Source organism: Frischella sp. Ac48 (assembly GCF_019641635.1).
In the GTDB taxonomy this organism is placed as follows: Bacteria; Pseudomonadota; Gammaproteobacteria; order Enterobacterales; family Orbaceae; genus Frischella; species Frischella japonica.
Window position 1 is genome coordinate 88010 of sequence record NZ_JAETXP010000009.1, and the last position, 18775, is coordinate 106784.

Annotated in this window: 19 protein-coding genes and 6 tRNA genes; 13 read left to right on the top strand and 12 right to left on the bottom strand. The window is 33.9% G+C overall.

The genetic code is table 11. The annotated features are described in order from the left end of the window. Nucleotides 1-519 precede the first annotated feature (519 nt). The 8 genes from JMI89_RS05205 to JMI89_RS05240 form a co-directional block, all read right to left on the bottom strand. Nucleotides 520-594 (bottom strand) — tRNA-Gln (locus JMI89_RS05205). 8 nt (nt 595-602) lie between these two features. Then, nucleotides 603-688: transfer RNA gene (locus JMI89_RS05210), tRNA-Leu, on the bottom strand. A gap of 335 nt (nt 689-1023) precedes the next feature. After that, nucleotides 1024-1098: transfer RNA gene (locus tag JMI89_RS05215), tRNA-Gln, on the bottom strand. Nucleotides 1099-1337: 239 nt separating this feature from the next. Continuing rightward, a tRNA-Gln gene (locus JMI89_RS05220) sits at nt 1338-1412 on the bottom strand. A 20-nt stretch (nt 1413-1432) separates the two neighbouring features. Further along, nucleotides 1433-1517 (bottom strand) — tRNA-Leu (locus JMI89_RS05225). Between the two features lie 17 nt (nt 1518-1534). Further along, nucleotides 1535-1611 (bottom strand) — tRNA-Met (locus tag JMI89_RS05230). A 125-nt stretch (nt 1612-1736) separates the two neighbouring features. After that, a complete protein-coding gene (locus tag JMI89_RS05235) occupies nt 1737-2918 on the bottom strand; it encodes a multifunctional CCA addition/repair protein (protein ID WP_220679495.1) in 1182 nt (393 codons plus the stop codon). Between the two features lie 9 nt (nt 2919-2927). After that, complete coding sequence (locus JMI89_RS05240) at nt 2928-3557, bottom strand: TIGR04211 family SH3 domain-containing protein (RefSeq protein ID WP_187754495.1); 630 nt, start codon at nt 3555-3557, stop codon at nt 2928-2930. Between the two features lie 347 nt (nt 3558-3904). Here JMI89_RS05240 and moaC point away from each other — a divergent pair, with 347 nt between their 5' ends. The 4 genes from moaC (at nt 3905) to JMI89_RS05260 (ending at nt 5906) form a co-directional block, all read left to right on the top strand. Further along, complete coding sequence (moaC, locus tag JMI89_RS05245) at nt 3905-4411, top strand: cyclic pyranopterin monophosphate synthase MoaC (RefSeq protein WP_187754496.1); 507 nt, start codon at nt 3905-3907, stop codon at nt 4409-4411. Continuing rightward, a complete protein-coding gene (gene moaD / locus JMI89_RS05250) occupies nt 4404-4649 on the top strand; it encodes a molybdopterin synthase sulfur carrier subunit (RefSeq protein WP_220679496.1) in 246 nt (81 codons plus the stop codon). Before moaC ends, moaD begins: the two co-directional genes overlap by 8 nt. Before the next feature lie 4 nt (nt 4650-4653). After that, nucleotides 4654-5103, top strand: a complete 450-nt coding sequence (locus JMI89_RS05255; protein ID WP_220679497.1) for a molybdenum cofactor biosynthesis protein MoaE — start codon at nt 4654-4656, stop codon at nt 5101-5103. Nucleotides 5104-5177: 74 nt separating this feature from the next. Beyond that, nucleotides 5178-5906 (top strand): Bax inhibitor-1/YccA family protein, encoded by a 729-nt coding sequence (locus JMI89_RS05260; protein WP_220679498.1) that lies wholly within the window; start codon nt 5178-5180, stop codon nt 5904-5906. A 95-nt stretch (nt 5907-6001) separates the two neighbouring features. Here the strand turns inward: JMI89_RS05260 and gloA are convergent, their stop codons facing one another. Both gloA and JMI89_RS05270 read right to left on the bottom strand, forming a co-directional pair. After that, a complete protein-coding gene (gene gloA / locus JMI89_RS05265) occupies nt 6002-6409 on the bottom strand; it encodes a lactoylglutathione lyase (RefSeq protein ID WP_255562854.1) in 408 nt (135 codons plus the stop codon). Between the two features lie 17 nt (nt 6410-6426). Continuing rightward, nucleotides 6427-6909, bottom strand: coding sequence for a glycine zipper 2TM domain-containing protein (locus JMI89_RS05270; protein WP_187754501.1), 483 nt, complete (start codon nt 6907-6909; stop codon nt 6427-6429). Nucleotides 6910-7310: 401 nt separating this feature from the next. Here JMI89_RS05270 and JMI89_RS05275 point away from each other — a divergent pair, with 401 nt between their 5' ends. The 5 genes from JMI89_RS05275 (at nt 7311) to JMI89_RS05295 (ending at nt 11500) form a co-directional block, all read left to right on the top strand. Then, on the top strand, nt 7311-7511 hold the full coding sequence (locus JMI89_RS05275; RefSeq protein ID WP_220679499.1) for a hypothetical protein: 201 nt from the start codon (nt 7311-7313) through the stop codon (nt 7509-7511). A 53-nt stretch (nt 7512-7564) separates the two neighbouring features. Next, complete coding sequence (locus tag JMI89_RS05280) at nt 7565-8074, top strand: replication initiation regulator SeqA (RefSeq protein WP_187754502.1); 510 nt, start codon at nt 7565-7567, stop codon at nt 8072-8074. A gap of 86 nt (nt 8075-8160) precedes the next feature. Beyond that, nucleotides 8161-9795, top strand: a complete 1635-nt coding sequence (gene pgm / locus JMI89_RS05285; RefSeq protein ID WP_220679500.1) for a phosphoglucomutase (alpha-D-glucose-1,6-bisphosphate-dependent) — start codon at nt 8161-8163, stop codon at nt 9793-9795. Between the two features lie 225 nt (nt 9796-10020). Next, nucleotides 10021-10842, top strand: a complete 822-nt coding sequence (locus JMI89_RS05290) for a hypothetical protein (RefSeq protein WP_187754504.1) — start codon at nt 10021-10023, stop codon at nt 10840-10842. 370 nt (nt 10843-11212) lie between these two features. Continuing rightward, nucleotides 11213-11500, top strand: a complete 288-nt coding sequence (locus JMI89_RS05295; protein ID WP_246415076.1) for a DUF305 domain-containing protein — start codon at nt 11213-11215, stop codon at nt 11498-11500. A gap of 78 nt (nt 11501-11578) precedes the next feature. Here JMI89_RS05295 and JMI89_RS05300 read toward each other — a convergent pair whose 3' ends face one another. Next, nucleotides 11579-12757 (bottom strand): PLP-dependent aminotransferase family protein, encoded by a 1179-nt coding sequence (locus JMI89_RS05300; protein WP_220679501.1) that lies wholly within the window; start codon nt 12755-12757, stop codon nt 11579-11581. 173 nt (nt 12758-12930) lie between these two features. Here JMI89_RS05300 and alr point away from each other — a divergent pair, with 173 nt between their 5' ends. The 4 genes from alr (at nt 12931) to nrdG (ending at nt 17951) form a co-directional block, all read left to right on the top strand. Continuing rightward, nucleotides 12931-14043 (top strand): alanine racemase, encoded by a 1113-nt coding sequence (gene alr, locus JMI89_RS05305; protein ID WP_220679502.1) that lies wholly within the window; start codon nt 12931-12933, stop codon nt 14041-14043. 18 nt (nt 14044-14061) lie between these two features. Beyond that, nucleotides 14062-15081, top strand: coding sequence for an endolytic transglycosylase MltG (mltG, locus tag JMI89_RS05310; protein ID WP_220679503.1), 1020 nt, complete (start codon nt 14062-14064; stop codon nt 15079-15081). Nucleotides 15082-15320: 239 nt separating this feature from the next. After that, nucleotides 15321-17456 (top strand): anaerobic ribonucleoside-triphosphate reductase, encoded by a 2136-nt coding sequence (gene nrdD, locus JMI89_RS05315; protein WP_187754509.1) that lies wholly within the window; start codon nt 15321-15323, stop codon nt 17454-17456. 24 nt (nt 17457-17480) lie between these two features. Beyond that, entirely contained in the window at nt 17481-17951 is a 471-nt protein-coding gene (gene nrdG / locus JMI89_RS05320; RefSeq protein ID WP_187754510.1) for an anaerobic ribonucleoside-triphosphate reductase-activating protein, read from the top strand. A 113-nt stretch (nt 17952-18064) separates the two neighbouring features. On the opposite strand, the gene can is transcribed toward nrdG, so the two are convergent. After that, nucleotides 18065-18727: a carbonate dehydratase gene (gene can / locus JMI89_RS05325; protein ID WP_187754511.1), complete on the bottom strand. Its 663-nt coding sequence runs from the start codon at nt 18725-18727 to the stop codon at nt 18065-18067. Nucleotides 18728-18775: the final 48 nt, after the last annotated feature.

Sequence of the window (18775 nt, forward strand, 5' to 3'; positions counted from 1 at the left end):
ATTAAAGTTTAATTTTTTATAGAAATAATTCAACTTTATTTTTGTTTAATGTTCTTAAATAAATATTAATTCTTTATTTTAATTAAAATATATTCTTCTAAATTTTATAATATTAGTAAATATTAACTGGGCGATTAATATCACGTAACAAAGATAGCTCTTAGTACAAATTTCGGAAAATTATTTCTAGCCTTTTTAGCTAAATGGTATGTGATGTTACTCACTATTTTAGTTAAACAAATAAAGATAATTCTTTTTCCAAAAGTCCCGCTTTATTGAATTGCTTAAAAACTTAAAACAAATAATCTATATGCAGTAAATTTCTCGATATAAGTAATCGAACAGATACTAATAAACTGGAATAGCTATTTAATTGTAATCTTAAATAGGTTTTATTGGATGAATTACTTCTTTTGAAATGAAATTACAAATGTTTTGTTCATGAATCAAGGTTTTCCTGTAATATGACATAGATATGTTTATAGTACTGATAAAAAAGGGATAATAAAGAATTGAAAATGGCTGGGGTACAAGGATTCGAACCTTGGAATGGTGGAATCAGAATCCACTGCCTTACCGCTTGGCTATACCCCAAAATTAGATGGTGCGGGTAGTGAGATTTGAACTCGCACACCTCATCGGAACTAGAACCTGAATCTAGCGCGTCTACCAATTCCGCCATACCCGCTTAATGTTGGCTATTATGATACTTAATTTTTACTTTATCAACCGCTCAATTTATAAATTAATCTCAAGTAAGTATTTTTACTCATTAAACGAGAGAGCTTCATTATTAGATGACATATAAATGAATAAGTCACGAATATATGTGACATAAATGGATGATGAAGCACAAGATATAACCTATCATGTCATATATCTGTTTTTGTGAAAAGATTGCTAATGTAACACTCAAAACGTTGCTCCATACAATTTATTAAAAACCAATGTTCTTTTATCTTAGTACGATATAAGTATGTATACAGCGTGTTGGGTAAAAAGGTGATACTAAAGACTTAAAAATGGCTGGGGTACCAGGATTCGAACCTGGGCATGGCGGGATCAAAACCCGCTGCCTTACCGCTTGGCTATACCCCAATAGGGAAATTGTAATTAAATGTATTATTTAACGAAAAACCATATGAATTTTTATAGACCACTCAATTCATCTTCCAATTATGAACCATATTTGTTTAAGCGTTGATGGAAATAGTAAATATTAGATGCACCCAAGGTGTGGTTTAATTCCAATTATATTTAAATTCTTAATAAGAACGAAGATAACAAATTATCTGTCTTATCAAAGAACTGAAATTCATCAAATGCGCATAAAATTATGGCTGGGGTACCAGGATTCGAACCTGGGCGTGGCGGGATCAAAACCCGCTGCCTTACCGCTTGGCTATACCCCAAAAGGGAAATTATAATTAAATGGTGCGGGTGAAGGGACTTGAACCCCCACGCCTCGCGGCGCCAGAACCTAAATCTGGTGCGTCTACCAATTTCGCCACACCCGCATTTAATCAAAATTTAATGGTGGCTACGACGGGATTCGAACCTGTGACCCCATCATTATGAGTGATGTGCTCTAACCAACTGAGCTACGTAGCCATTTCATTCGCAACGTCGTAAGCAACACTGCGAGGCGCATTATGCTTGTCTTAAACAAAATCGTCAACTATTTTTTTACATATAATGACAATTTTAGGTTTGATTGTTTGAGATATAAACAAATTCTAGTTTTTAAGACTTATTAATGCTTGAATTCGACGGTGGTTTAATTCTATTTGAATACCTTTACCGACAAAACCTTGCGCGATGATTGCTTGTATTGATACTGCTTTAGTGATTTGATAAGCTTTTTCAAGGATATTTTTAGGTTGATAGATTAATTTATCATCATTGTATGTTGCTTTTGCATTTGCATAACAGACAAAAAGTAACTGCTGTAAGTGTTGTGGATTGCGCCAAACGTCAATATGATTTAATAAATCAACAACTTCAGCTGCAGATAGTAGCTCGATATTATCAACTTGTTGATAATATCGATTCGCAATATTGGCTATTTTCTTATATATTGTTGGAATTTTAAACCTGTTATATAGTTGATCTAATGTTGTTAACGCTCTTGACGGAAAATCGGCCTGCTGAATAATTGCGTTAATATGACAACATAGCGCAGCAAAACGGGTTACAGGATCATTTGTCATTTGGCTGGTGTATTTAAGCGTGTTGAATGTTAATTGCCCTAAATTTTGTTGGTGCAATGATTGAGTAAATAATCTCGCAATTTCTGGAAATAGAATATTCAATGCATGGCATTTTTTTAATACAGAAAAGAAAATTTGCGGATTTTTTGTTTTTAAAGCTTTTTCAGTTTCCAACCATACTCGCTCTACGGTTAAGGTTTCAATTTCACCTTGTTCAACAATTGATTGCATAAGTTGCATCGTTTCTGGTGCAATGGTAAAACCTAGATGATGAAACCGAGCAGCAAATCGTGCAACTCTCAACACGCGTAATGGATCTTCAGCAAATGCTGGTGAAATATGACGTAACACGCGCTGATTAATATCGGCTATACCATTAAATGGATCGATGAATTGATTATTTTCATCCATAGCGATAGCATTGATGGTCAGATCGCGTCGTTCTAAATCTTGTTCAAGCGTGATATTTTCATTAAAATCAAAGACAAAACCTTTATAACCTTTACCCGATTTCCTTTCGGTACGGGCGAGGGCATACTCTTCTTGAGTTTCTGGATGTAAAAAAACCGGAAAATCTTTACCAACTTGATTAAAACCTAAGTTTAATAGATCTTGTGCTTTAGCCCCAACGATCACCCAATCTTGATCAATAACTGGTTGATTAAGTATTAAATCTCTTACCGCTCCACCGACAAGATATTTTTTCATTGAAACTCCTTAATTCATCCAGCGATCTCTTTTACGACGTTTAGGTATAAGATAAGGTAATATCAAACCGAGAAATAAACCCGAACCAGCAACTAATCCACCTCGTGTAAACCAGGTTAACATAATATTTTGACTGCTTTCGTCTATTTCTCTATTTAAGTTTTCTAATTTTGTTATGTTTTCTGCTAATTGCGTTTCTAATGAAATTTTTACTTTTTCTAATTCATTAACTCTATTTTGGGCAATAGTAAGCTGTTTACTATAGTCATCAATAACGCTTTGTTTTTCTTGATCTGAGTTGGCTATTTGTTCTTTCAATATTTCAATTTGTTGTTCAAATTGAGGTAATCTTATTTTTGCACTTGGTGTACTAGTTAATAACTCTGATTCAATCCAAGCGATACGATTTTTATCATCTTTTATCTTAGTAAAGGTACCATCTTCACTTGTATCTAATATTGTAACTTTATCACCCGCTTTTAATGAACCTGTCAAACCATATCGAGTTCCTGGACCTCTTCTTACGTAAACCGATATATTATCAGTAATATATTTGTCATCAGCCAAGGCAGAAAAAGAAGGAATTGTAATTGGAATAGTAACTAGTATTGCTAAGGTCAATATTAATTTTTTATTCATGATTTTTTTCTATATTTTATGTTAGTGGCGTTAAAAATTATAACATAAATTTTTTCTATCTGCGCTTTGATATCATTTTACAGAGAAATAACCGGGTAATTATTTACATAATTATATGAATAAAAAAATTTTTTTAGAAAAAATAATCTATAGTTTATTGATATTTTTTGTTAATTAATCATGTATTATGATGAATCGATAAGATATTTTATGCTGATATTGAAATGATAGATTGAAAAATAATCCCGTTTTGGTGGTTTTTATGGTCACAGATATTATTGATGTTGTATTTTCAATAACGTTTTATTTTGTTATCTTAACGTACCGATCGAACAATAAGATAAAGTATGTCTTCTATAGAAAATAAAAATAGGCAAACAGCCTTTAGCCATATCAATGCTCAAGGTGAAGCAAATATGGTGGATGTCACAGAAAAAACAGTTTCAACCCGACAAGCTATTGCACAAGCAATTATTCAAATGCATTCCGATACACTGTCTATGATCATCACGGGTAAACACCATAAAGGTGATGTTTTTGCTGTAGCAAGAATTGCTGGTATCCAAGCTGCTAAGCGAACTTGGGATATTATTCCTCTATGTCATCCCTTGTTACTCAGTAAAATTGATGTTGATATTCAAGTGGATCAAAAAAATTCGCAAGTGATTATTCGCTCTTTGTGCAAATTAAATGGACAGACTGGCGTGGAAATGGAAGCTTTGGTCGCCGCTTCAACCGCAGCTTTGACAATTTATGATATGTGTAAGGCTGTACAAAAGGATATGGTAATATCACAAATTAAATTAATCTCTAAAACCGGAGGAAAATCAGGAGATTTTAATTGTCATGATTAAAATTCTATTCTTTGGTCAAACTCGAGAACTGATTGGAGTACCATCGTGTGAGTTCCAACAATCATCTCTCACCGTTTTAGAACTTCGCGATCTGCTCAGTGCTAGAGGTGATAATTGGTATTATGCATTAACAGAAAAAAGTTGTTTATGTGCAGTGAATCAAATATTAGTTGATGATACGCATTTAATTGGGAATGGTGATGAAGTCGCTTTCTTTCCTCCAGTAACGGGAGGATAGATTTATGAATGAGAACCGAGTGATAATCGATGCGACCCCAATTAAAATAAATAAATATTATGATTGGTTGTCACAATCTCCTATAGATGGTGCGATCGTTACTTTTACTGGTAAAGTAAGATCCGAACAGGAAAAAGTTCAGTCACTATATCTTGAACATTATCATGGTATGACTGAAACCGTAATGGTAAAGATAATGGATGAAGCTCGTCAACGCTGGCAGATTAACCGTGCGATTATTGTGCATCGGATTGGTCATATTTTGGCTAATGAACTGATTGTTTTTGTTGGGGTCAGTAGTTTGCATCGCCATGAGGCCTTTGTGTCAACACAATTTATTATGGATAAGTTAAAAAATGATGTCCCATTATGGAAAAAAGAAAAAACGTTGTATGAAGAATCTTGGGTTGAAGCAAAAAAATCGGATAGAGATAGCTTGAAAAAATGGTATTAACCTATATTTAATATATAATATGACTCATTCATACAGCACTTGCAGTATAAATTTTTTGAAGAGGATGTGAAAATATGAATAATTATTATGGTAATGATTCAATCGTTGAACAGGTAGGTACTCGGGTTCAAACCTATATGAGTCATGTTTATGGTTGGATGACTGTTGGTCTAGTTTTGTCGGGGTTAGTTGCGTGGTATGCATCATCAAGTCAGCAAATGTTCTTTCTGTTATTTAATTTAGACTCAGGTGGCATTTCTTTAAGTGGTTTTTCATGGTTTTTATTGATTGCTGAATTTGGATTAGTATTTGCTTTATCTGGTATGATTAATCGCTTATCTGGAAGTATGGCAACAGGTTTGTTTTGCTTATTTTCTGTTCTGAATGGGTTATCCCTCATGCCTATTTTCATAACGTATACATCATCATCGATTGCGAGTGTTTTCTTTATTACCGCCGGTATGTTTGGCGCATTATCGTTTTATGGTTATAGCACTAAACGTGACCTTTCGGCAATAGGTCGCTTCTTATTTATGGGGCTCGTTGGTATTGTCATTGCATCAATTGCGAATTTCTTTATGAAAAGCGCGCCAATGATGTGGGCAATTACTTATATTTCGGTATTTATTTTCGCGGGATTGACAGCTTACGACACGCAAAAATTAAAAGAGTTTGGTATGAATGTTTCTAGTGAAGATGGCAATGTATTTAGACGTTTTGTGATTTTGGGTTCATTAACATTGTATCTTGATTTCATTAACTTATTTATTATGTTATTAAGAATCTTAGGTGATCGACGATAAACACTTGGTATCATAAAGCTTTAATAATAAAAGGGTCATAATGACCCTTTTTATTTTCGTGAATTTTTATATTGATTCGCGTTTTGCTTAATGAATTAATTGCCTAATGCTTGGTTGGCTTGATTATTTTGAATTAATTCGATTTTATAACCGTCAGGATCTTCTACAAATGCAATTACCGTGGTTCCTCCCTTAACCGGTCCGGCTTCACGCGTTACATTACCACCTGCTAATTTGATGTTTTGACACGTTTGGGCTACATTATTAACCCCTAAAGCAATATGGCCAAATGCATTACCATGATTATATTGCTCTGTTCCCCAATTGTAAGTTAATTCAATTACTGAACTATGAGCTTCATCATCATAGCCAACAAACGCCAATGAATATTGATATTCAGGATTTTCACTCGTTCTTAATAATTTCATACCCAGTATTTGGGTATAAAAATTAATCGAACGCTGCAAATCGCCAACTCGTATCATAGTGTGTAATATACGCATGATTAATCCTTATTTTTTTAGTTTATACGCGGTGCAACACTGATTTGTTTTCCATTAGTCACTATACGAACTTGTTGTCCAACATGGAATTGATTTGCGGTTGCTTTTTGTACTATAAGAATTGTATCTCCGCTGTCACGAAGAATTACCAGTTCTACTGCATTGGTTTGGCTAGCTAAATCTTGAGCTTTATTGCCAAGAAGGGCACCGCCAATTGCTCCACTAGCAATGGCCAACTTATTACCTGTTCCGCTACCGATAGTATTACCGATAAATCCACCAATAATTGCTCCACCAACTGAACCAATAACACTATTTGACGAACCGTTAGAAGCATTAGTTTGGATTTTTACTGGACGGGCTGACACAACTTTCCCATAATCTATTTGCTGCACTTGCTTTGCTTGATCAGCTGTGTAGACATCACCTGAATAAATATCACTATTTTGACAAGCAGTTAACATTAAGGCTAAACAAGTAAATGTCATTAATTTTTTCACAACTCAGTACCTCATCTAATTAAACCCAAAGATATTGTAACACTTTAACTGTAAGTAATTGAAACTATTAATAATATTATTAAAACCTTACAAATAATATTGTTATTTTGAATCAATTAGTAAGCCCTCTATATTGACAGAATAGAACAAGAAAAAATTGCCATTTTGGCTTTTATGTGGTTATTTCAATCTAAATGCCAGCTTAAGGTATCGTTTTAAAGTAAAAAACGGTGATGACGATTAAAAAATTGGAATCATATGGGAATTATATCACTAACATGATGTAAATATAAGCTGTTACTTTAATAATTTCCTATAAAGAATCATGTGATTTTTCATCTTTAGCTAAAAAGATGTTACAATAATACTATTATCAATTAATTAATTTGTGTTTTACCAATATGAGTAAATTAATAAAATATTGTTTTGTTACTTTTATGTTATTTACGTTAATGGGATGCGATAAGCTAAATCACTCACAAAATAATTATTCTTCTGATAAAGTTGAAACAAATGAACTTGATGATTGTGATGAAAATGTTTCAACCAATTCACATTCCGCGCTTCAATCTATTGTCGTTCAAGGGTGTAAAATTTATTAAACTTATTACTATTTATTTATTATTTATAGATAGGAACTTAAAAGGAATATGATATGAAGACCATCGAAATCGATGATGAACTTTATCAATACATCGCTAGCCAAACCTTACACATTGGTGAGAGTGCATCCAGTATATTGCGACGCTTACTGGCTATTAAGTCTAAAGATAATAAGATGAATCTTGCTCATACGGCGCAATCGAAGAATGCTGCAACGTCATTAGTCACTTTATTAAAAAGTGAAAATTTTTTAGCAGAAAAAAAATTAGTTAATCGTTTTTTAATCATTCTTTCTACCTTATATTTATTAGATAAAAGTATGTTTTCTGTTGCTGCAACTTCATTACATGGAAGTAAAAGACGTTATTTAGCTAAAGATGAAGCGACATTATTAAAATCAGGGAAAAATACGAAACCTAAATCCATACCAAATACGCCTTATATGGTAGTAACAAATAGTAATACAGCTAGAAAAATTTTTATTATGGAATCATTAATGAGAAATATGGAAATCTCTGAGGAAATTATAAATCAGGTTAAAACCCAATTTGTGTTGAAGTGATTTTTTCAGGAAAGTATTTACGTTAATTGAATTCAGATCAAACAACAAAAATTTTTGATTGAGTATAATACAAGGTAGATAATGATATGATTCAGGAAAGAGCAGGTCAACTTGCAGATGATAGCGATTTGATTGATATTGATAATTTATTAAGTCATTACTATCAAATTCAGCCGGATATTTATGAACCTAGTCAACGGGTCATTTTTGGCACCTCTGGTCATAGAGGCAGCGCTAACAAAGCAACATTTAATGAAAATCATATTTTAGCCATAGCACAAGCAATCGCCGATTATCGAAAAAAGTATCATATTGATGGTCCTTGCTTTATTGGCAAAGATACTCATGCATTGTCAGATCCTGCATTAAAAACGGTTCTTGAAGTTTTTGCTGCCAATCAAATTGAAAGTGTGGTAGCTAAAGATTGGGGGTATACACCTACACCAGTTATTTCCCATGCCATTATTGTTTATAATCAATCTAGAAAACAACATTTAGCTGATGGTGTCGTCATTACGCCATCACATAATCCACCAGAAGATGGTGGCATTAAATATAATTCAATTAATGGTGGTCCAGCCGATACCACGGCAACGTCTATTATTGAAGCAAGAGCTAATGAGCTATTAAAACATCATTTAGCAGAGGTCAAACGACTTTCTTTAACTAATGCATTAAACTCAGGTTATATTCATTTTAAACAGTATGAAGATGAATATGTTAATGATTTAACCAATATAGTGGATTTTGAAATAATTCGTAATGCCCAATTGCATATTGGTGTTGATCCGTTAGGTGGTGCTGGAATTAGTTATTGGTCAAGGATTGCTGAAAAATATAGATTAAATCTGGATATCGTTAATCAAAAAATCGATCCAAGATTTGGTTTCATGCATTTAGATTATGATGGCATTATTCGTATGGATTGTTCCAGCGCATACGCAATGGCCGGCTTAATCAACTTAAAAGATAAATATGATTTGGCATTTGGCAATGATACCGATTTTGATCGTCATGGTATTGTCACCTCACAAGGTTTGATGAAGCCAAATGCCTATTTGGCAACCTGCGTTAATTATTTATTTAATCATCGACCATTGTGGGCTAACCAAATCGCTATTGGTAAAACATTGGTTACGAGTTCAATGATAGATCGTGTTAGCAAAATTTTACAAAGAAATTTATTAGAGTTTCCAGTTGGTTTCAAATGGTACGCGAACGGATTATTTAATGGTAGTCTTGGATTTGCATGCGAAGAAAGTGCCGGAGCATCATTTTTAAGAAAAAATGGCCAAGTTTGGACTACTGATAAAGATGGCATTATTTTATGTTTGTTAGCTGCTGAAATGACGGCTAAATTGGATAAAAATCCACAAAACCAATATTTTGATCTTGAACAAAAATTGGGGCAATCTTATTATGGACGAATTCAAGCGTCAGCTACCTATGCTGAAAAAGTGAAATTAGCTAAACTTGATGCCAGTCAGTTAACAACAGATACTTTAGCTGGTGAAAAAATTGAACAATGTTTAACCACTGCACTAGCAAATGATGTTTCAATTGGTGGGTTAAAAGTGATAACAGAAAACGGTTGGTTTGCTGCTCGTCCATCAGGTACCGAAGATGCTTATAAAATTTATGCTGAAAGTTTTATTAGCCAACAACATTTGATTGATATTCAACACGAAGCCCAATGTATCGTTTCACAGGTCATCAATTAATTATGCTCAAGTTATATATCATTAGATCAATAAATAAATTGCTCTAATGATATCGTTGTTATTGTGGTCAATTTTTATATTATTGATTATGTAATAGTAGTTTTAGATAGTAGAAACTTATTCAGGTTTCAATTGAAATTGATGATTTGTAATATTTTACCTCTCAAAACAAACTTATCGTTTTTCACGGAAAATCATTTCAATTCACTTATTATTGGATAACAAATGTTGGCTAAATTAAGTCATTCACTGATAGCATTAGGTTGTTTATTTATTAGCGGTGCTAATGCTAATTTGTTGACTAATCAACAAATAAATTTATTGCTCGAAAATGATGATGTTCAAGTTTTTACTCCACACTCAAAAGTAAAAAAAGTAACTTTATCTATCGCAAAAAGTACTGACCATAGTCAGGGTAAAACGATTGCGGAATATACCAAAGATGGTTTATTAATTAATTATTATCAAGTATCTGTAATTAAAGATGAAAAAAATGATCTGAGCCATAATCAAAACACGATGATTACTACGTTGATAAATATTGCAGATGGCCAATGGCAACGTAAACAAACTTTAAATACGTTAGAGATTGATAATAGTGTTTATACCCTAAAAAATGATCATATAAGTATGGTGATGATGTCTGAAGGAATGGCATATGAACAAAATATGGCACAACACGTTTTCCCTTTAAATAAGCATTCTGGTATTTGGGTAAATTTTAGTTATATGATTTTCCCTAAAAATGAGCAATTAAATATTGATTATCAGTTTGATCAAAATAGCCAGCTTAGTCATTATCAATATTTTATAACTGATGAGTATGGTAATCGAACAAAGGTTAAATTAAATTTTCAATATGATCAACAACAACGCTTAATTCAGTGTAATGAAGAAGATGATTATCAGACCATTAATAAACCTGCAGAAAAAATTTTCAGCCATTTTAATTACTATGATTTTGACCGATTAGGCAACTGGCAAACTAAAATTGAAAAAATGCATTCACAGACAGTGATTTATAGTAGAACAATAGAATATTGGTAATCATTAGAAAACAACATTGCATAATACTATTTACTGAGTGTTATAGGTAGCAATAATAGCGCAAATGTCACTATTTGTATTAATTATTTATTCGTTAATAAATGTTTTTACTCTTCTCCCTTGATAACTTTTATGTAACAAAAAGATCATCCATTTAGCTTCCTTAGTAAAACAAATAATAAAAAATCTTTATTTTTCAAAATGTTAAATTGATTAATAGAAGATTCCTAAGCAAAAAATGGTTAAACTGAATAAATAATATTTGTTCACAATAAAGGAGTTTTAAATGAAGAAATTCGTGTTAATCACTTGTTCAGTTTTATTCGTTTTATGTACAACACACAACGCCATGGCAAATAAGGAGACAATTATGAAATCAATGCATAATGAACAGACTAACCCAATGATGTCTGATTATATGGCTGCAATGGATAAAATGCATAAACCAATGATGGATGGTATAAAAAACCATAATCCTGATATTGCATTTATTAAAGGCATGATTCCACATCATCAAGGTGCTATTGATATGGCAAAAATAGAATTGAAGTATGGTAAAGATCCTAAAACTAAAGCGTTAGCAGAAGAAATTATAAAATCGCAAGAAAAAGAAATTGCGTTAATGAAACAATGGCTTGAGACTCATAAAGATAAGTAATATTTAATTGATTTAATGCGTTAGTTTAAAGTCATCAGTATTGATGACTTTTAATTTCGTTTAATTGAAAAACATATATTATTTAATTAGCGATGCTAATGTTTTAATTCCTTGTTCAATTTGTTCTTCTGATACGGTTACAAACGCTAAACGTAAATAGTTTCTTTTTGGATTATTAGCAAAAAAGCTTTCACCAGGAACAAAAGCAACTTGGTGATTGACTGCTAGTGTTAATAATTTAGTGGTATTGATATGCTCTGGTAATTCTACCCAGATAAACATTCCACCTTCTGGTTTATTCCAATGTACCGTTTTAGGCATATATTTTTCAAGTTGCTGTAACATAAATTGGCAACGATGTTGATATAACTTACGAATATTAGGAATATGTTCTAATAGATAGCCATCTTTTATGACTTCATAAGCAATATATTGTGTAAAACTTGGAGTATGCAAATCTGCTGCTTGTTTTAATTGCACAAGTTTACTAATCAATGCAGTGGGGCCAATTATGTAGCCTAACCGCATACCAGGAGCTAAAATTTTCGAAAATGATCCTAAATAAACAGTATTATTTGGTGCGTAACTGATCAAGCTTGGTAAGCGTTGACCTTGATAATCCAATTCGCCATAAGGATCATCTTCGACTAATAATAAAGCATTTTTAATGGCTTTCTCAGCAAGTTTTTGGCGACGAGCTAATGATAAACGACGCCCTGTAGGATTTTGAAAATTAGGAATAGTATATAAAAAGCTTGCTGTTCGTGCATCTTCATCGGTTAGTAAATCAGGATTCAATCCATATCTATCGCTGTCAATCGCAATGTATTGGGGATCGTATTGGGTAAATGTTTGTAGACCACCTAAATAGGTTGGTGTTTCAACTAATATTTTCGTACCATGATCAATTAATGCTTTGCCCAGTAGGTCTAATGCTTGTTGCGATCCGGTAACGATCAATACATTATCAACGGTTAATTGTAGCTTTTCACGATGATTAATAGTATCAATAATCCATGTCCGTAGTGGCTGGTAACCCTCGGTTGGTCCATATTGTAGAGCATGCAATGCATCTTCACTATTGAAAATATTATCAACGGCTTGTTTAATTTTCTTAACAGGAAACGAACTTGGTGAAGGTAGTCCACCAGCAAAAGAGATAACGTCTGGACGTTCAGTGACTTTAAGAATTTCACGAATTGCTGAACTTTTTAATGTGATTGCACGTTTAGAAAATTGCCATATTGTAGGTGACATAAAATACCTAATTTTTATTATGTAAAATAATAAATATAATACTTGTAAATTTGTTTGTCATTATGAAAAACAGAAATTAGAATAGTTAATTAAACAAGATAATTTCATCATAATAATCGGTTTTGTTTCATCGTGCTATTAACCGAGCAAAAAGTGATGTAATTGAGGAAGGTATGTCAGTTGCGACAATTGAAGTCAGTTTAACCGCGTTATTAAATAATGTAGCTTATTTAAGAAAAATTTGCCCTACTAGTCAGATCATGGCAATTGTGAAAGCAAATGCTTATTCGCACGGTAAGGAAAAAGTTGCTATTTTATTAGATAATTATGTTGATTATTTTGGCGTTGCCCGATTAGAGGAAGGGATTGACTTACGGAAAAAAGGAATTCAATCACCGATTGTTTTATTAGAAGGATTTTTTTTGCATGATGATCCGAGCCTATTACAACAATACGGCTTGGAGACAATCATCCATTGTTCGCAACAAATCGATGCATTAGCGCGGTTACCTAAAACTATGTCAATTTCCTGTTGGTTTAAGATTGATACGGGTATGCATCGATTAGGTTTTCGTATTGATCAGGCTGTTGATTACTTTAAACAACTCGCATGTTGCGAAGCAGTAAAAAAACCGATCAATATAATTAGTCATTTTTGTAGTGCTGACAATTTAACAGCTAACGAAACTATGACGCAAATCTCTTTATTTGATCGGTTTATCGATCAGATAGATGATTCATCATTGCTAGGAAAACAGACGATTGCTGCTTCTGGTGGCATTTTAGCATGGTCAGAATCGCACCGAGATGTGATTCGACCGGGTATTGCACTATATGGTGTTTCTCCATTCGACTATAATGAAGATGGTAAAGCGACGGGAATGCAATTAGGTTTGAGGCCTGTGATGACCTTCAAATCAGAAATTATCACAATACGCGAACATAACAAGAATGAGGCTGTAGGATATGGTCAAATCTGGAGAAGTGAACAAGATACATGTCTAGGTGTTGTGGCTATGGGGTATGGTGATGGTTATCCTCGGGATATTTTACCTGGCACACCTGTATGGATAAATGGCCGCTTAGTTCCAATTGTTGGAAGAGTCTCTATGGATATGATCTTAATCGATTTAGGTTTAAATAGCGATGACCAAGCTGGCGATGAAGTGATATTTTGGGGGAATGAAGCGCTACCCGTTGAAAAAATTGCGGCCTATTCAGGGATGAGTGCGTATGAATTACTTACCCGTATTACTGAACGGGCTAAACTTCGTTATGTTGATTAACTTACATTATGACTAAGTATGAAAGCTAAAATAATTACTTGTTGTTTAATAATATTTATTGTTTCTTTGTTAACGGTAGTCGCAACAGGGTGTTGGTATGTTAACCATTTTTTTCAACAACCAATACAATTTAATTCCGATAATAATCTATTTACCTTAAAACGTGGTACATCGATAAATCAATTAGCTAATCAACTTGAGCAACAAGCTTTAATTAAAGATGCTTTCTTACTACCTTATTTACTTAAAGTGAACCCGTCATTAAAGAATATAAAGTCGGGTACTTATCAATTAACTGCATCAATGAGTTTGAAACAATTTCTGCAATTACTTAATAGTGGTAAAGAAGCACAATTTAACGTGAAGTTAATTGAAGGGAAAACGTTTAAAGATTGGTTACTAGTTTTGAAAAATACTAACTATATTGAACATCAGTTGGCTGAGCTTACTCCTTTGGAAATTGCTCAGCAATTAAAGCTAGATACCCCCTTAGAAGGCTGGCTTTTTCCTGATACCTATAGTTACACCATAAATTCTTCAGATATTGATTTAATTAAACGGGCTTATCTCAAAATGCAAATGGTACTAGAGGATATTTGGGAAAACCGTGCCGAAGATTTACCCTATAAAAGCCCATATGAGTTATTAATTATGGCTTCAATTATCGAGAAAGAGACCGGACTTGATAGTGAACGCAGTAAGGTTGCTTCAGTGTTTATTAATCGGTTGAAAAAACGAATGTTATTACAAACTGACCCCACCATTATTTATGGTATGGGAGATAACTACAATGGACAAATCCTTACGAAAGATTTGCGTGATAAAACCAATCCTTATAATACTTACATCATCTCAGGACTACCACCAACACCAATCGCTATGCCGGGGAAAGCATCCTTAGAAGCAGCAGCTCATCCAGACCAAACAGATTATTTGTATTTTGTTGCCGATGGTCTTGGTGGGCATACATTTTCGACTGATTATACCTCTCATAAAAAAGCTGTCGAAAATTACTGGCGATTAATGCGGAGTCGTTAAAGCAGTAATAATTAAATAAATATCTAAATCACTCAATATATACAATCGTAATAGGACAGTTTAAGTATTTGAATTAGCGATATTAACCATTCTTTTATGACATATAAGATGATTTTTTAAAATCAAAACTATTTCCTATTAATCAGATTCACTGTATATAAAAACTAGAAAAACACAATATATAGTGTATAATCCATAAAAAATATCCATATATAGTTTTTAAGAGGTTGGGTGAGTTTATGCCAGTAGTAATTAAACGTGACGGATGCCAGACAGCATTCAATGAAAGTCGCATTCGTGATGCCATTCTTAAAGCCGCTGTTGCCGCCAATGTGAATGATTCCGAATATTGTTCATCAGTTGCTCAAGTTGTCACTAATGAGATGATTGATCGTGAGCATGTTGATATTAACGAGATCCAAGACTTGGTTGAAAATCAACTTATGGCAGGACCTTATAAAAAATTAGCTCGAACTTATATAGAATATCGCCACGACCGTGATCGAATTCGTGAGCAGCGCAGTCGTTTAAATCAAGATATTAAAGGTTTGATTGAACAAAGTAACATGGCGATTTTAAATGAAAATGCCAATAAAGATAGTAAAGTTATTCCAACCCAGCGTGATTTATTAGCAGGAATTGTTGCTCGTCATTATGCCAAACAATATTTACTACCCAAAGATATTTCACGTGCACACGATCGTGGTGAAATTCATTATCATGATCTTGATTATGCGCCATTTTTCCCTATGTTTAACTGTATGTTAATTGATCTTGATGGCATGTTGACCAACGGTTTTAAAATGGGTAATGCGGAAATTGAACCCCCAAGATCAATCGCGACAGCTACTGCAGTCACCGCGCAAATTATTGCGCAAGTTGCTAGCCATATTTATGGTGGCACTACCATCAATCGTATTGATGAAGTGTTAGCAAAATTTGTTAAGATTAGCTTTGAAAAACATAAAAAAATAGCGGAAGAATGGAATATTCCGGATGCAACAGCTTATGCTGAAAGTCGTACGCGCAAAGAATGTTATGATGCATTCCAGTCCTTAGAGTATGAAGTTAATACCCTACATACAGCAAACGGCCAAACGCCTTTTGTTACTTTCGGTTTTGGTTTGGGAACCAGTTGGGAATCAAGACTAATTCAAGAATCTATTTTAAAAGTGAGAATTTGTGGTTTAGGGAAAAATCATAAAACAGCAGTATTTCCAAAATTAGTTTTTGCCATCAAAGATGGCGTTAATCATAAAGCCGGTGACATTAATTATGATATCAAGCAATTAGCTTTGGAATGTGCTTCCAAACGAATGTATCCTGATATTCTTAATTATGATAAGGTGGTTGAAGTAACGGGTTCATTCAAAACGCCAATGGGATGCCGTAGCTTTTTAGGTGTTTATGAAGAAGATGGTAAAGAGGTTCATGACGGTCGTAATAATTTGGGTGTTATTAGCTTAAATCTGCCACGTATCGCCATTGAAGCTAAGCATGATGAAGCACGTTTTTGGCAACTGTTAGATGAGCGTTTATTAGTATGTAAAAAAGCATTGATGACTCGTATTGCCCGTCTTGAAGAGGTTAAAGCCCGGGTAGCGCCGATTCTTTATATGGAAGGAGCATGTGGTGTAAGACTTAAAGAGGATGATTCGGTTGCTGAAATTTTTAAACATGGTCGAGCTTCTATCTCACTTGGTTATATTGGTTTACACGAAACGATTCAAGCGTTATATGGTGATCAAATTCACCCGTTTGATAGTGAGGAATTGCGCCAGAAAGGGATACAGATTGTTAGCAGATTACGTAAAGCGGTTGAAGAATGGAAGCAAGAAACCGGATATGGTTTTAGTCTCTATAGTACACCAAGTGAGAATCTTTGTGATCGATTTTGCCGACTTGATACTGCTGAATTTGGTGTGATACCGGGTGTGACCGACAAAGGTTACTACACCAATAGTTTTCATTTGGATGTACAAAAAAAGGTTAACCCTTACGAAAAAATAGATTTTGAAAAACCTTATCCTGAATTAGCAAGTGGTGGATTTATTTGTTATGGTGAATATCCTAATATGATTCATAACGTAAAAGCCTTGGAAGATGTTTGGGACTATAGTTATACTCGCGTACCTTATTATGGAACTAACACGCCAATTGACGAATGTTATGAATGTGGTTATACCGGTGAATTTTCTTGTACTAGTAAAGGGTTTGTCTGTCCAAGTTGTGGTAATCATGATTCAGCTAAAGTTTCTGTCACGCGACGCGTTTGCGGGTACTTAGGCAGCCCAGATGCCAGACCGTTTAATGAAGGTAAACAAGAAGAAGTTAAACGTCGAGTTAAACACTTGAATAATGGTCAAATTGGTTAGTCTTCTGGTATTGCTGTATTGATTATGAATTATCATCGTTATTATCCTGTTGATGTAGTTAATGGTCCGGGAACTCGTTGTTCACTGTTTGTCGCAGGTTGTATACATCAGTGTCGTGGCTGTTACAATAAAAGTACTTGGTCACTAAATTCTGGTGTGCCTTTTACACAGGATGTGGAAGATAAAATCATAGCCGATCTGCAAGATACCGAGATTAAACGGCAGGGATTGTCACTATCGGGTGGCGATCCATTGCATCCAAAAAATGTCCCAGTTATTCTTAAACTGGTAAAGCGTGTAAAAAACGAATGTCATCAAAAAGATATTTGGCTCTGGACTGGGTATAAAATTGACCAACTAACGCTACAGCAGCGTCAAGTGCTTGATTATATAGATGTATTAGTTGATGGAAAATTTGTACAAGACCTCGCTGATCCCAATTTAATTTGGCGCGGTAGTAGTAATCAAGTGATTCACCATCTCAATCATAAATAAAAATTACCAATTGTGAAAACAAAGTGATATAGCGAATTGAGATAAATGAAAGCTTAACATTCGCTATCGATTATTCTTTTGATAAAATTGATGTTTTTTGCACCTTATGTTGTTTATATTAGATTTTCGTTCATATTTAATAGACTCGAAATTGCTTCACGATAATGAATTTCTAAATTTTCACGACTATTGGAGCTGATCTTTAAATCGGTGATGCGCCCATTATCAATGCCATATACCCAACCATGAATACACACTTTTTGCCCTCGTTGCCATGCTGACTGAATAATCGTTGAGTGACCTAAATTATAAACTTGTTCAATCACATTTAATTCACATAAAATATCCATCCGTTGTTCAGCCGGAAAATCACCAAGTAATGAACTATAGCGAAACCAGATATCGCGAATATGTAATAACCAGTTATTGATAAGACCTAAATCGGGATTCTCAACAGCGGCGCGAATACCTCCACAATCGAGGTGACCGCATACAATAATCTCTTCTACTTTTAGCACATCTATCGCGTATTGCACCACAGAAAGGCAATTTAAATCGGTATGAATTACTAAATTGGCAACATTACGGTGTACAAAAAGCTCACCAGGTTCAAGCTCAGTTAATTTTTCTGCTGGGACGCGACTATCTGAGCAACCAATCCATAAAAATTTAGGTTTTTGGCTATTTGCAAGACGGGAAAAGAAAGTTGGATCTTCTGTGGCCATTCGTTGTGACCAAATATGATTATGCGCGATAAGGTCATTAATATTTTTCATTTTTATTTCTCTTTCTTATATGGGATCAGTAGTTTACTGATTGTCGTA